At 41.2% G+C, this 13,787-nt stretch carries 14 protein-coding genes; 8 read left to right on the forward strand and 6 right to left on the reverse strand.

Features of this window, described 5'->3' with window-relative positions:
• Positions 1–11: 11 nt before the first annotated feature.
• The 6 genes from FGG15_RS18610 (at position 12) to FGG15_RS18635 (ending at position 5,269) form a co-directional block, all read left to right on the forward strand.
• Positions 12–2,033 carry a T9SS type B sorting domain-containing protein gene (locus tag FGG15_RS18610; RefSeq protein ID WP_138839178.1) on the forward strand — a complete coding sequence of 674 codons (2,022 nt, stop codon included), beginning with the start codon at positions 12–14 and terminating at the stop codon, positions 2,031–2,033.
• Between the two features lie 26 nt (positions 2,034–2,059).
• The gene (locus FGG15_RS18615; RefSeq protein WP_138839344.1) at positions 2,060–2,992 is read left to right on the forward strand and encodes a PorP/SprF family type IX secretion system membrane protein; all 933 of its coding nucleotides are present in this window, start codon (positions 2,060–2,062) and stop codon (positions 2,990–2,992) included.
• Between the two features lie 73 nt (positions 2,993–3,065).
• Positions 3,066–3,605, forward strand: a complete 540-nt coding sequence (idi, locus tag FGG15_RS18620) for an isopentenyl-diphosphate Delta-isomerase (protein WP_138839180.1) — start codon at positions 3,066–3,068, stop codon at positions 3,603–3,605.
• Positions 3,595–4,002, forward strand: a complete 408-nt coding sequence (locus FGG15_RS18625) for a 6-pyruvoyl trahydropterin synthase family protein (RefSeq protein WP_138839182.1) — start codon at positions 3,595–3,597, stop codon at positions 4,000–4,002. The genes idi and FGG15_RS18625 overlap by 11 nt, the downstream gene beginning before the upstream one ends.
• 1 nt (position 4,003) lies before the next feature.
• Positions 4,004–4,972 carry a type I phosphomannose isomerase catalytic subunit gene (locus tag FGG15_RS18630; RefSeq protein ID WP_138839184.1) on the forward strand — a complete coding sequence of 323 codons (969 nt, stop codon included), beginning with the start codon at positions 4,004–4,006 and terminating at the stop codon, positions 4,970–4,972.
• A gap of 24 nt (positions 4,973–4,996) precedes the next feature.
• Positions 4,997–5,269, forward strand: coding sequence for a hypothetical protein (locus FGG15_RS18635; protein ID WP_138839186.1), 273 nt, complete (start codon positions 4,997–4,999; stop codon positions 5,267–5,269).
• Between the two features lie 3 nt (positions 5,270–5,272).
• Here the strand turns inward: FGG15_RS18635 and FGG15_RS18640 are convergent, their stop codons facing one another.
• Genes FGG15_RS18640 through FGG15_RS18655 form a run of 4 tightly spaced genes read right to left on the reverse strand, consistent with a single transcriptional unit; the run spans position 5,273 to position 10,308 of the window.
• A complete protein-coding gene (locus FGG15_RS18640; protein WP_138839188.1) occupies positions 5,273–5,968 on the reverse strand; it encodes a DUF4369 domain-containing protein in 696 nt (231 codons plus the stop codon).
• A gap of 45 nt (positions 5,969–6,013) precedes the next feature.
• Positions 6,014–7,276: a DUF819 family protein gene (locus tag FGG15_RS18645; protein ID WP_138839190.1), complete on the reverse strand. Its 1,263-nt coding sequence runs from the start codon at positions 7,274–7,276 to the stop codon at positions 6,014–6,016.
• Positions 7,277–7,310: 34 nt separating this feature from the next.
• On the reverse strand, positions 7,311–8,108 hold the full coding sequence (locus tag FGG15_RS18650) for a Cof-type HAD-IIB family hydrolase (RefSeq protein ID WP_138839192.1): 798 nt from the start codon (positions 8,106–8,108) through the stop codon (positions 7,311–7,313).
• 1 nt (position 8,109) lies between these two features.
• The gene (locus FGG15_RS18655; protein WP_138839194.1) at positions 8,110–10,308 is read right to left on the reverse strand and encodes a DUF5916 domain-containing protein; all 2,199 of its coding nucleotides are present in this window, start codon (positions 10,306–10,308) and stop codon (positions 8,110–8,112) included.
• Positions 10,309–10,472: 164 nt separating this feature from the next.
• Between FGG15_RS18655 and FGG15_RS18660 the strand changes: the two genes are divergently transcribed.
• Positions 10,473–11,243, forward strand: coding sequence for a S1/P1 nuclease (locus tag FGG15_RS18660; protein ID WP_138839196.1), 771 nt, complete (start codon positions 10,473–10,475; stop codon positions 11,241–11,243).
• A gap of 3 nt (positions 11,244–11,246) precedes the next feature.
• Here the strand turns inward: FGG15_RS18660 and FGG15_RS18665 are convergent, their stop codons facing one another.
• The gene (locus FGG15_RS18665; RefSeq protein ID WP_138839198.1) at positions 11,247–11,843 is read right to left on the reverse strand and encodes an alpha-ketoglutarate-dependent dioxygenase AlkB family protein; all 597 of its coding nucleotides are present in this window, start codon (positions 11,841–11,843) and stop codon (positions 11,247–11,249) included.
• Position 11,844: 1 nt separating this feature from the next.
• Positions 11,845–12,714, reverse strand: a complete 870-nt coding sequence (locus FGG15_RS18670; RefSeq protein ID WP_138839200.1) for an AraC family transcriptional regulator — start codon at positions 12,712–12,714, stop codon at positions 11,845–11,847.
• 210 nt (positions 12,715–12,924) lie between these two features.
• On the opposite strand from FGG15_RS18670, the gene FGG15_RS18675 reads away from it, so the two are divergent.
• Positions 12,925–13,275, forward strand: coding sequence for a hypothetical protein (locus tag FGG15_RS18675; protein ID WP_138839202.1), 351 nt, complete (start codon positions 12,925–12,927; stop codon positions 13,273–13,275).
• Positions 13,276–13,787: the final 512 nt, after the last annotated feature.

Below are 13,787 nucleotides of genomic sequence, written 5' to 3' on the forward strand. Positions count from 1 at the left end.
TATAACAGATTTTGAAATCGAATACCCCACATAAGTCTTTATTATTTGTAGCGCTGACCTTATTGTTCGGAAGTCAGTTTTTGCAAGCACAATTTCTGTTGCAAGCTCCCAACAGCGGTGATGAAACCAACTATCAATGGTATGAAGCCTCCGATTTGGGAACAGTACTTGGTACTGACTTTTTTTATGAAGCTACCCAACCTGGCGTGTATTTTGCCACCTATGACGGAACGCTGTGCGGATCAAATGCCACAGGATACTTTATTTTAACGGATTGTGCTGCTCCTGATAATCAGGTAACTCTGAATATTGCCGCAAGCATTCCCTCTGGAGCCACAGTAAGTTGGAATCCTCCGCTGCCAGGAGATCAGACCCAACCTACAGTCACAAGTACCCAAACCGTGGAACGTTACGTTGCCACCATAAGCAAAGCTGGGAATTCCAGCGAACTCCCTCGATTCACAGTAGTTTGTATGAGTCAAGCGGGTAATTTGGTGGACGATTTTGTTTCTGTGGATGAGGATAACAGTGTGGTAGTGGATATTTTCGCCAATGATACAGACTTACCAACCGACGGCATTCTTACAACAACAGATCCTGCTAACGGAAGTGTGACGATTAACGATAATGGTACGGCCAACGACCCAACGGACGATATAGTGACGTACATACCGGATCCAGATTTCAACGGAACCGACACTTTTGATTATACCTTATGCAATTTGTTTGGGGCATGTAGTACTGCAACAGTCACTGTTGATGTGCTCCCAATTGTGGATGCTTTGGATGATTCCGTAGCTACAGATCAAGATGTTGCTGTTGACATTGATATGTTGGCCAATGACAATGATCTACCAATCACCGGAAGTATTACAACCACAAGCCCTACAAATGGTTCCATCGTTTTAAATGATAATGGAACACCGACCAATCCTTCGGATGATTTCATAACGTATACCCCAAATCCAGGGTATTTGGGAACTGATTCCTTGGATTATACCATTTGTGATGGCGCAGCTAATTGCAGTACTGCCACCATCACCATTATGGTAAATGTTCCAACCATCGATTTAGATGCTGATGATGACGGTATTGTTGATGCTTTTGAAGACTTGAATACGGACAATGATAACGATCCCACTACGGATCCAACCGACACAGACGCGGATGGTATTCCAGATTATCTGGATATAGATAGCGATAATGATGGTATTCCAGATAATGTGGAGGCTCAGACTACATTCGGATATATTCCACCTAGTTTGACCGATGCCAATGACAATGGCTTGGATGATGCTTACGAAAATGGTGGAAATGTGGGATTGATTCCGGTTGATACCGAAGGAGATGGCATTCCTGATTATGTGGATGAGGATAGTGATGATGACAATGTACCGGACCTAATTGAAGGAAATGACCGAGATCAAGATGGAATTGCCGATGTTACCATAACAGGCTCAGACAAAGACAACGATGGACTTGATGATGCATTTGAAGGTTCAACATCCATAGATATTGATGTAAACGATGAAATTGATGATCCTTCCACGGATTTAATGGACACAGATTCTGATGGGCAACTGGACTACCGCGATTCAGATGATGACGATGACGGTATTGAGACCATTGATGAAGATTTGGATTTGGATGGGAACTATGCCAATGACGATTCTGATTCGGATGGAATACCGAACTATTTAGATCCAGATTTGGGGCCAACCCAAGTTGATGTCATTGATGTGATCAATGTGATAACGCCAAATGGAGACGGAATTCATGATGTATTCACCATAAATAATTTAGAAGATTATCCAAACAACACAGTAAAGATTTATAACAGATGGGGTGTGCAGGTCTACGCAACCAAGTCATACAACACCACCGGAAATGTCTTTGATGGCACTTCGGAAGGAAGGGTAACCGTTAACAAGGATAACAAACTCCCAGTAGGTACGTATTTCTATATCATAGACTACCAAGACCCAACTGGAAGAATGAACCAGCTATCAGGCTACCTATACATTAACCGATAAACGAATTTGAAGCTGTGATAAAGGATATTAGGAAAAAAATAAAATGGTTGCGGTTTTTGATAGTATTGTGCTTGGCTCCTTCAATTCATGCACAGCAGGATGCCCAGTATACCCAATACATGTATAATACCGTGAGTGTTAATCCTGGTTATGCGGGTTCTCGGGGGCATTTAAGCATAGCCGCCCTATACAGGAACCAATGGTTGGGATTGGATGGTGCCCCAGAAACCCAAACGCTCAACGTGCATACGCCTTTGGGATATAGAGGTGTTGGCCTTGGTATTTCTGTGGTAAATGACAAAATTGGACCTACCTCGGAAACTTATTTTGATGTGGATTTCTCTTATACCATTCAAACTTCTTTTGATGGAAAACTAAGCTTTGGTCTGAAGGCCAGCGCCCATATGTTGGACATTAGATATTCGGAATTGGATGAATTTGAGATTGACCCACAATTACAGGCCCAGCAGGACATCCGTAACAAGTTTTCGCCAAATATTGGAGCTGGTGTGTATTATCATACGGATCGATTTTATGCCGGTGCTTCTGTACCCAGATTGCTGGAAACAACGCATTTTGATCAAGCCTCGGTATCCACTGCCAAAGAACGTATCAATTGGTATATGATCACCGGATATGTTTGGGATATTAACCCATTCTTAAAGTTCAAACCAACAGTTTTGGGAAAAATGGTCCAAGGGGCTCCTTTGCAAGTAGATCTTTCTGCCAATTTCATGCTCAACGAGAAATTTGTTGGAGGAATTGCGTATCGTTGGGATGCCGCTTTTAGCGGACTTGTAGGCTTCCGGCTATCCGATGAAATCTTTTTGGGACTGGCCTATGATCGGGAAATTACGGATTTGGGCGCTGCCACATTTAATGATGGATCTTTCGAAGTAATCTTCAGATACGATTTTATCAAGAATTTGGGGAACCTAAAATCACCCAGATTCTTCTAGACAAATCAACAAAATCAACATTTTTTAGAAACTCTTAGGGTTTAAATCCTGACAAAGGTCATATTTTTACCCTATGGAAGAGGAAAAGGTAATATTGGTCAACACCAAGGATGAACCCATTGGTTTGATGCCCAAGATGGAAGCCCATGAAAAAGCAGTGCTTCACAGAGCTTTTTCCGTTTTTATCATGAATAACAAAGGGGAAACCATGTTGCAACAACGGGCCAAGGACAAATACCATTCCCCGCTTTTATGGACCAACACCTGTTGCAGTCATCAACGTGATGGCGAGACCAACATTCAAGCTGGTAAACGACGGTTGATGGAGGAAATGGGATTTTCCACAGAGCTTCGTGAGCTGTTTTCCTTTATTTACAAAGCTCCATTTGACAATGGGTTAACTGAGCATGAACTAGATCATGTGATGATGGGCCACTACAATGATTCACCTCAAATAAATCCCGAGGAGGTTGAAGGTTGGAAATGGATGCAGCCTTCGGAGATCCAACAGGACATTGCCCAAAATCCGGATACGTATACGGCTTGGTTCAAGATTATTTTTGAGCGTTTTTATGATTATTTAACCGATAACAAATCTGCTCATGAAAGTTAAGGCAAGTAGAAAGGCAAGTTTCAACGCTGCACATCGATTGTTTAGAGCGGATTGGAGCGATGAAAAGAACGATGCTATCTTTGGAAAATGTAACAATCCCAGATACCATGGGCACAACTATGATCTCATTGTAAGCGTTACAGGGGAAATTGATCCTGAGACCGGGTTTGTTATGGATTTAAAGATTTTGAAAGAATTGATCAAGGAGCATGTGGAAGAGGCTTTAGATCACAAAAATTTGAACTTGGATGTTCCGGAATTCAAGGATTTGAATCCTACCGCAGAAAATATTGCTATCGTAATCTGGAATAAAATTAGACCGCACATACATAAGGACAAAGAACTTGAGGTGGTACTATATGAGACCCCTCGAAATTTTGTAACATACGCAGGATAAAATGAACAATTACCCTCTAAAATTCACCCCCATTCTTAAAGAACGACTTTGGGGCGGCACCAAGCTAAAAGATGTACTGAACAAATCCATAGAGAGTGATATCACCGGTGAAAGTTGGGAGCTTTCCGGAGTCGACGGCGATATTTCCATGGTTGAAAATGGGGATATGAGGGGCACTTCACTGCAAGAACTCATTCAAAGTAATGGAGAGGCCTTGTTGGGGAAAAGCGTGGTTGAGCGTTTTGGATTGGATTTTCCCATTTTGATCAAGTTTATTGACGCCAAGCAGGACTTGTCCATTCAGTTGCACCCCAATGATGAATTGGCAAAAAAAAGGCATAACTCCTTTGGAAAAACCGAAATGTGGTATGTGATGGATGCAGATCCAGGTGCCAAACTGATTGTGGGTTTTAACAGGGATGTGGAAAAGGAAGAGTATGTAAAAAGTTTGGAGGAGGGAACCTTGGAAAGTTTAATGAACTATGAGGAAGTATCTGAAGGAGACACCTTTTTTATCAATACGGGCAAAATCCATGCAATCGGAGCAGGGGTTTTACTGGCAGAAATCCAGCAGACTTCAGATGTTACCTACAGGGTTTTTGACTTTAACCGTAGGGATAAAAATGGAAATCTCCGGGAGCTGCACACCGAATTGGCTTTGGATGCCATGGACTATGCCAAGAAGGATGATTTCAAAGTGAATTATTCCAATGAACAGAATAGGGTAAATGAAATGGTGGATTGCCCGTATTTCAAAACCAATTTTTTGAAACTCACCAATTCCCTGGAGCAGGATGTAACAAATAGGGATTCCTTTACCATCTACATGTGTGTGGGAGGGGATGCACAAATAACCAATGAAAGTGGCAGCGCACACATTAAGAAAGGTGAAACGGTATTGGTTCCCGCTACCAGCAACAAAATAAACATAGCAACTGAAGGAGTCAAACTTTTAGAAGTTACCATTTAATAGTACATTTGAAAAAACACTAATATGGCAAGTATTCGCGATTTAAAGAAAGATGTCAATTTTGTCTTGGGAGACATTATTGAGGCGGTTTACCTGTGGGAAGCTGGTTCTGACAAAAAAGATTCAGAAGAGGGAACCGTGATCATTGACAAAGCCATTAACGTTTTTGATGAGCTTATGGCTAAAATCCATCAGAAGGATGTGGATAACCATAAAGCCCATTTTAAAAATATCCGAAATCTGTTGGAGGAAAAGGCGACTGCCTTGGTTCAAGAGTTCAACAAACTCTCCAATTAGATACTATTGGCCATCCAATTGCGCCCTTAATATTTTCCCGTATTTGGAGGAAGCTACATTGGGCTCCAATACCTTGTAAACGGAATCCAAATATATAGGATTTACCACATCTGCTACCGTTGTCATAAGATAGGGGGTAACATAGGAATCCCCATTGATCAACCCAAAATTTAGAGCATATCTGTAGGTGCCAAGTACGTTTCTATCGATAAGTCTTTGAATGGAATCCTGTTTCAGCGAATCTTCTTGAAACTCTGGTTGGGCAACCAACTGAAACAATTCCAGTTCTCGAATTCCGAATTGGGACATCATGGAGTTGAATTCCTCCAGTTTTTTATTGCTGTTGGAACCAGAAATTTCAGGGTTTAGATCAAAAGTGTTCCAATTGGTGTTGATGGTTATGTTTCCGGATTCACCAAAAAAGGTAATACGATCGTTGAGTTCGTTATTGTCTTGTTTATTCAGATAGAGATAGAACACATCGGGTTCTTCCAGTTCATGGGCGAAGACAAAGTTTCCATCACCCTGAATCTCCACGGAATCCAAAACAACTAAATTAGAGTCCTTAAAATGTTGCAAGTATAAGGTTCCCTTTTTAAGCCCTTTGATGTTCCCCGAGACCGTCATTGTATTTTCGGTTTTGCTTGCGCAGGAAATCAAAAGCACAAGGAGGGTCAAAACTGATAAAATCCGTTTCATGAATAACTTTTTTGCGTGGCAAATATGCATAAACTTATGGAATAATTAAACCTTGGAAGCAACTTCCATGAGCAAAGCACATAAATAGGCACCCGCAGTTCCCACCACATATCCAAAAACGGCCAGCAAAATCCCTACTGAGGTCAAAGAGGGGTGAAACTCTGCCGCCACAACTGGTGCCGAAGCAGCTCCGCCCACATTGGCTTGACTGCCCACTGCCAAAAAGAAATAAGGTGCCTTGATCAATTTGGCTACCAAGATTAACAAACCTGCATGGATGGCAATCCAAACCAGACCAATGGCAATGAGTCCAGGATTTTCCATGACCCGGCCCAAATCCATTTTCATTCCAATGGTAGCTACCAAAATGTAAATGAACATGCCACCAATTTTACTGGCACCGGCTCCTTCGTAGTTTTTGGCTTTGGTAAAGGAGAGTCCTATCCCAATAGTCGTGGCAAATACCACCATCCATAGAAATTTGGAACCTAGGGATGACAGAATTTTTTCTTTGTTACGAATGACTTCAAAATTGGCTTCCAAAAACTCCGCAAAATAATGTCCCACCAAATGGGCAATTCCAACCCCGGCAAAAGCATACAGTAACATCATCATTAAATCATGTAGTGAAGTCACACGGGCTATTTTGGCTGTATGTGTACTGACTTTTTCTTTCAGTTCTTCAATGGATGAGGTGTCCGCTTTCAACCAATTATCTATTTTTTTGGTTTTACCGATACCCAATAACAGTATGGCCATCCAAAGATTGGCTACTACAATGTCCACTAGCACCATTCCTCCATATTTCTCCTGGTTAAACTGGAAAACTTCCAACATGGCCGCTTGATTGGCCCCACCGCCTATCCAGCTCCCTGCAATGGTGGCCAAACCACGCCAGACGGCGTCAAATCCATTGCCGCCTACCGTTTCCGGAGAAAATATAGACACAATCAATATGGCAACGGGCCCTCCAATGATGATTCCCGCAGAGCCGGTCAAAAACATAATCAATGCTTTGGACCCCAAGTTGGCAATAGCCTTTAGATCTATACTCAAGGTCATAAGGATCAAGGCTGCAGGCAATAAGTACCGGCTAGCCATATAGTAGGTATTGGAGGATTTTTCATCCACGATGCCCGTACTGGCCAAGATAGCAGGCAACAAATAGCACATAAGTACTGTTGGCACAATGCCATAGAATTTTTTCCAAAAGCCTGTCTTAATGGATGAGGTATAAAAAACAAAACCGAGACACAAACAGAGAAGCCCAAAGATGATGGTATCTTCGGTAAAGGGTAGTTGGTTCATACTATAAATCTTGTGACTCCCAAATATAGGAAAATCAAAGATGGTCCTTGATAAATTGGGCTACCCCATGTTCTTTATTGCTCAAAGTGACCCAATTGGCCACTGCTTTTGCTTCGTCCCTGCCATTGGCAACCGCAACCCCACAGCCTACCTTTTGCAACATCTCAACATCATTGAAATTATCACCGAAGGCGATTACATCTTCGAGGGTTTCATCCGAATGCAATAAAGATTGAATGGCGCCCAATTTGGAAACTGCTTTAGGTGCAATTTCTATCAAGGTGTCATTGGATCGATAGCAATTCATGGTATCGGAAAAATGGGATTCCAAAACCGGGGTTATTACATCCATCATGCACTTTGTACCCATGAGCATGATTTTGTGCGGACCGATGTTGTTTTGTTCCCATCGTTGCAGTGTTTTAATTGTGGATTCAAATATGGGTTGAGCCTTGGTATTGAAAATTTCTTTTTCCACACGTTCTGAAGTCGCCTCCACACACCATTCGTCATTTTGATACAGCCCTAACTTTATTCCATGCCGATCACAAATAGTATGGAGTTCTTTAGTTAGATCAATCGAAATCATGATGTTGCATAATTCATCCGCATTTTGCAAAACCAAGGCACCGTTATAGCAAACCAAGGGATTGCCTCCAATACCCATCCTATCCTGGAGATACCTCATGGCCTTGGGCATTCGCGCAGAAACCAATACCACCCGCATACGGTTCTTTATCCGATTGATTTCCGAAACCGTAAAATCGGAAACGTCATTCTTGCTGGACAGGAGGGTGCCGTCCAAATCCGAACAAAGTATCTTAAAATTCATGCTAAATATTGAGCCAATAGGTAAGCTTTAGGTTAATGGACCTATTTCTGGGCATAAAGGTATTTACAAAATAGTTGTCATTGTAGACCAAAAACAAATCAGAAAGGGGCGCAAAACGCCATTGCAGTCTGGAGTTGAAACCAAGATTGTCCCTCTGGTTGCTATACTGCACCAAAGTTGACCAAAAAATGGATTTGCTAAAAGTGATGTCCACCCTTGGGGCTAAAAGCCAAATATCTGCTCTTGCATAGGGAGCAGGAAGGTCTATATGGTCATAATTGAACATCATGGACAAATTCACTTTGGGTTGGAAGCGAAGCATCATATCACCTTCCAACGAAAATCGTTTCCCATTGAAAAATTCTCCATAGGATGGTTCTACACTAAAGGAAAGTGTTTTTCTTCTATCTGATTGATATTCCAGTTCCGCTGAGGTAAAATAATACCCATTATTTTCAGGTAGGGGTATGGCGCCATCCTTTCCTGTGGGATCAAATTCTTCCGTTAGATAGATAAAACGGTGTTCCAGCTCGGCACTGAACTCCGAAAGGTTGTTAAACATGGCTTCCCAGCTTAGGTTATAGAAGTAATCTGTATTTTGATAGTCTAATTGAGGCCTCCAAGTATATACAGAGAAAAGGCTGATGGAATGGCTGTTGAGCGCTCCATTTTGAGGCCAAAAGTTTCGGTTTAGGCTAGAAGCAACTTTAAAAATATCCTTTCTGGGAATAAATCCTAAATCAGACTCGAACTCCTCATCAATATAGACGATATCCAAAAACCCTCCGTAATTCTTTGCGTTATAGTTTGCAAATCCTCCAAAGGAATAATTTCCCTCACTGTCATTGGGTTGAAATGATTTATGGCCATAAAATTTACCGTTCCATGTATTGTCGGCGCTGGCCAAATTATAGTCCAAGCCCACTACGCGGTTGTATTCCTCACTTTCATCCAGAAATTCCGGAGAGTCAAAAGACTGCCTGTTAATAAAGAACATGCTCACATTTGATCTTGAAAAAACCTTTTGCTGCAAGGCCAACATCATATTGTTGTTAGAGGCTATTTCATTGGCTTCATCTTCCTCAGTCTGAATATTAAGAAACCCAAGTCTAAGATTATTGTTGAGTTTACCACTTAAACGCACTCCGCCAATAATTTTGTTCTCTATGGTATTATCATCGGCATCTTTGGCAATTCCAATTCGTCTGGAGAAAAATGGATTGGCATCCCTACCTCCCCCAAAACTGGAAAAGAGGTCACTGTTGTCAATAAAAAACTGTCGTCTTTCCGGAAGCGACACCTCAAAACGGGTAAGGTTGGTGATAAAATTATCTACTTCTACCTGCGAAAAATCCGGATTTAGGGTAATATCCAAATTCATTCCGTTGCCAATGGCTACTTTGGCATCCCCTCCAATTTTTACGTTGTTTTCGGAAATATCGTTTTCAAAATCCCTACCTGAAATCCCATTGATATAAGGAATTAAAGCCAACGGTGTTCTGGATTTGCCCAATGGTTTTTCAAAATGCATATCGCCCATAAAGGCCAAATTGAAGACCCATTGGTTTTGGGGTATTTTGGTCCAATTGCTACGTTCATTGCTTTGTAAATCAAAACGATAGCTGTTGAATCGCCATTTGGTCTCACCTTCCCTAAACTTAAATGAAGTTAGTGGAATGGCCATCTCGGAAATGTAATAATTATCGTGAATTTTAGATTCACCACGCCATTTTACATCCCACGAAGTGGTAAACCCTCTAAGGTCGTTGCCCCCGCCAGAAATTAGGGCTTCTCTACGTACGCCCAAAGGGTTAATCCCAAACAGAAAAGCATTGGTCCCGTCATTGAACGTATCAAACAACAAGGTTATATTATCGCTGTTTCCTGCCCTGTAGTCCCTTCGTAAAGAAGGAGTAATGTAATCTCTTCCTTCGGCTTCCTGTCGAATCCCAATATACAACGTGGTATCATCAAAAAGCATTTTGATTTCCGTCTTTTGCTCAGCCAAAATAGAATCCGTTGGAAAGTACTGTTGAAAACCATGCGCACTTTCTGCAGTTTCCCAAACGGATTCGTCCAGGACTCCATCCACTGTTATGGGTTGGGTAATGTATTTTACGGTAAAACTCTTCTCGTTGGATTGGGCGGTTAGGAGCAAAGGCGATATGGCCAAAGCCAGTACCAAGCGAAGTTTCAACATAAGGGTGTTTGAGTTAGATTGACAAATTTAAGGGCAACCGTCGTTAAAAAAATCCTAAAAAATACAATCGTTTGGTTTCAATTGAGGAATGGCCCTTTTGAATTAATCGATGAGGGGTTACAAAGTTTAATTTGTAGTTTTTACATTTGAAAAAATCATCAATCATGAGAAACCTCACTTTTCTTTTTTTGCTTGTCCCCACTTTACTTTTCAGCAATACTTTTTGGGGCAAAACCGGACATCGCGTTACGGGACATATAGCCCAAAATCATTTGACCGGAAAGGCGAAAAGGGCATTAAAAGACTTGTTGGATGGGCATAGCTTGGCCTATGTCTCCACCTTTGCAGATGAAATAAAAGCAGATCGGAGTTATTCCAAATTCTTTGCTTGGCATTTTGTCAATTACCCTTTGGATCTGCGCTATGAGGATTCTGATAAAAGTGAGCATGGCGATTTGATTACGGCTATTGAAGAGTGTACACGAATAGTCAAAAACAAAAACAACAAAAGGGAAGATAGGGTGTTTTATCTGAAAATGCTGGTGCATTTGATTGGTGATCTGCACCAACCCATGCATGCCAGTAGGGCGGAGGACAAAGGTGGTAATTCCATTCAAGTGCAGTGGTTTGGGGAAGGAAGCAATTTGCATAGGGTATGGGATAAGAACCTGATTGAATCTTATGGAATGACCTACACGGAATTAGCCACGGAATTGGATCATTTAACAGGTAAGGAGCGCAAAAAAGTTCAGGAGGGGACCATATACGACTGGGTGCAGGAATCCCATGAAATATGTGCGAATATTTACGATTCTGCCAAAACAGGTGACAAACTTGGCTATCAGTATGGGTATAAATACAACAAAGTACTCTTCCAGCAACTGCAAAGAGGAGGCTTGCGTTTGGCCAAAGTACTCAACGAACTTTTTGAATAATCCCTATTGAATTACCCTAAAGGTTAGATTGATTCTACCTCCAATTTTTTTCGAGGTCTTTGGGAGCTGATGCTGCCAATAATGTTGTGTTGCCCCTTTCATGATCAATAAGCTCCCATGCTGCAATAAAATCTTGGACTTTATTCGTTTGTCTGCCTTGTTTCTTAAATGAAAAAAACGTTCGGCTCCCAAACTAACTGATGCAATCAACGGGTTTGTCCCCAGTTCCTTTTCGTCATCGGAATGCCAACCGTTGCTATCTTTTCCATCCCTATAAAAATTGAGTAGGCAGGAGGTAAAGGTGTTCTGTGTCAATTGTTCCACCTCCTTTTTAATTTGGTGCAATACCGGTGTAAAGCCGTGGGGCTTCATCGTAATTCCGGAATAGGAATAGGTTTTGTCATTATCGGCATACAAGGCCGTTAGTCTTGGTTGCGGATGGGTTTTGCCAAAAACAGTGATTTGGTCCTGTTGCCAGGGGATGGTTTCGCCAAGCGTTTGATAATATTGATTGGCCCTTTCATGACTTAGAAATGAAGGGTGGTAGACAATATTGGCGTCGGGTAAATCCAGGATTAATTTGGTTTCAAAAAGTTCCATGTTATTTGAGGACTTTTCTCAGTTGGTTTCTGTACTCCGATGGATTTTGACCTGTAAAGGCCTTGAAACTTTTATTAAAGTGGGAAAAATTGTTAAATCCACTTTCATAGCATACCTCTGTTATGCTGATGGGCTGTTCCGCCAAAAGTTTGGAGGCATGCACCAATCGATACTCATTCACAAATTGTGTAAAGGTTTTATGGGTTATTTTTTTAAAGTATCTGCAAAAGGAAGGAACGGTCATACTGACCAAATCTGCAATTTCTTCCAAGCTTATATCCTCCTTGAAATTAGCTTTTACATGGTTAAAAACAATATTGATTCGGTCATTGTCCTTGACCTCGGTTTCCATAGAAAAACCTTCGGCATTCAACACTTTGATTTCTTCCGAGGTGGCCAATTGGTTTAAAATGTTCAGGATAGAGAGCAAGCGCTGAAAATCGGTCTGATACTCCAAGATTTCCATTTTTTCACCCACCTTGACTTTGGTTTTACCGGAAAACGCAATACCTCCTTTGGCTACCTCAAACAGTTTTTGGATGTTCTTCATTTCCGGGATGTCAAAGAAGTCATTTCCCAGAAAATCCAATTTCATCTGTACAATGGTTTCACTTTTATTGCCAGTTAATTTATCGGTAAAACCACAATGGGGTAGATTGGACCCGATCAAGATCAAATCTCCGTTCCTGAAATAGGAAACATGGCTACCAATTTGCCTTTTTCCCGATCCTCCGTTTATATATACCAACTCCAATTCTGGGTGATAGTGCCAGGCATTGTTTTTGTTTTCGTTGTTCTCGTTAAACTTTTGGTAGGTGAACGAGTGCCCAAAAGTAGGTTCAATAGCTTCAAAAGCGGGCTTTTGTTTCATCGCGTTCAATTTTATTTGGTACTGTAAAGTTAAGGTGCTTTAAACCAAGCTGCTATGCAAAATTACCTAAAATATGTGCTATTTTAACCTTAACGTCAAATTAACATGCCCAGTAGGGTAAAATTGAACATAAATTGGAAAATGGGGTAGTGTTGGAAGCTGAATTGCCATAGTAGTTTTGTCTTGTAATTATTAAAAAAACGAAACGTTATGAAATCAGTTTTGAATTATGTTACAGTAGCAGCATTCCTTTTGGGTACAATGGGATATGCAAACGGACCTGCAAAAAGCGAGGTAGAGAAAAATTTGATCAACATTGAACTTGATCCTGTATTTGTAAAGAAAGGGGAAAAATTGTTTGTGAACCTTTTGAACCTATCCAAGGAGAAAGTAACTCTAAAAGTATATGACAGTCAAAACAGGCTGGTTTTCAAAGAAACTGTGAGCGGAGAACTTGTGGTTGAAAAAGCTTTCAATTTTGAAAAGGCCTTTAAAGACAGCTATACTGTAGTAGTAGTGGACGAATCTGGTACCTATAAGGAGACCATCAGCGTAAAATAAGTTTGTTTAGTTAAATTCAGTTTTGAGGGAGGCCCAGTTTTGGGCCTCTTTTTTTTATGGAGAAACAAAAAAGACCTGCCGGGAAAAGAAAAGCCCATTGCACCCGACAGGCCAAAAAGAACACTAACTAATTACATCACTTCAATCGTAATCTTGGATTGCAATGGTTCTGTTGCACTAAGGTCTAAAAGTACACAAGCCGCGTACTATTTTTACAGCCAAATGGACGTATACCCTGTTTGAATTGACGGATGCCCGTTTTCAATTGACGGATGCCCGTTTTCAATGAGCAGTTAACAATGAACAAGGAGTAATTTTAAATTTTGAGTTTTCAATTAGCTGGATGCTTGATATCTGTTGGGATGAGCCGTTTTCAACTTTTCATTTTCCATTTTCAATCAACGGACATCGGACATCGGACATCGGACATCGGACATCAAACATCAGACCCAAGACAAGAGATGCTGGATGCCGGATGTTCGTTGGGGTGAGTCGTTTTCAACTTTCCACTT

It is taken from the genome of Flagellimonas algicola (genome assembly GCF_005937185.1).
GTDB classification, from domain to species: Bacteria; Bacteroidota; Bacteroidia; order Flavobacteriales; family Flavobacteriaceae; genus Flagellimonas; species Flagellimonas algicola.

Coding starts and splice junctions, on each gene's coding strand:
- FGG15_RS18640 (WP_138839188.1), bottom strand. CDS start 5,968: ATGAAACGGATTTTATCAGTTTTGACCCTCCTTGTGCTTTTGATTTCC.
- FGG15_RS18660 (WP_138839196.1), top strand. CDS start 10,473: ATGAGAAACCTCACTTTTCTTTTTTTGCTTGTCCCCACTTTACTTTTC.
- FGG15_RS18630 (WP_138839184.1), top strand. CDS start 4,004: ATGAACAATTACCCTCTAAAATTCACCCCCATTCTTAAAGAACGACTT.
- FGG15_RS18675 (WP_138839202.1), top strand. CDS start 12,925: ATGAAATCAGTTTTGAATTATGTTACAGTAGCAGCATTCCTTTTGGGT.
- FGG15_RS18650 (WP_138839192.1), bottom strand. CDS start 8,108: ATGAATTTTAAGATACTTTGTTCGGATTTGGACGGCACCCTCCTGTCC.
- FGG15_RS18625 (WP_138839182.1), top strand. CDS start 3,595: ATGAAAGTTAAGGCAAGTAGAAAGGCAAGTTTCAACGCTGCACATCGA.
- FGG15_RS18670 (WP_138839200.1), bottom strand. CDS start 12,714: ATGAAACAAAAGCCCGCTTTTGAAGCTATTGAACCTACTTTTGGGCAC.
- FGG15_RS18665 (WP_138839198.1), bottom strand. CDS start 11,843: ATGGAACTTTTTGAAACCAAATTAATCCTGGATTTACCCGACGCCAAT.
- FGG15_RS18655 (WP_138839194.1), bottom strand. CDS start 10,308: ATGTTGAAACTTCGCTTGGTACTGGCTTTGGCCATATCGCCTTTGCTC.
- FGG15_RS18635 (WP_138839186.1), top strand. CDS start 4,997: ATGGCAAGTATTCGCGATTTAAAGAAAGATGTCAATTTTGTCTTGGGA.
- idi (WP_138839180.1), top strand. CDS start 3,066: ATGGAAGAGGAAAAGGTAATATTGGTCAACACCAAGGATGAACCCATT.
- FGG15_RS18645 (WP_138839190.1), bottom strand. CDS start 7,276: ATGAACCAACTACCCTTTACCGAAGATACCATCATCTTTGGGCTTCTC.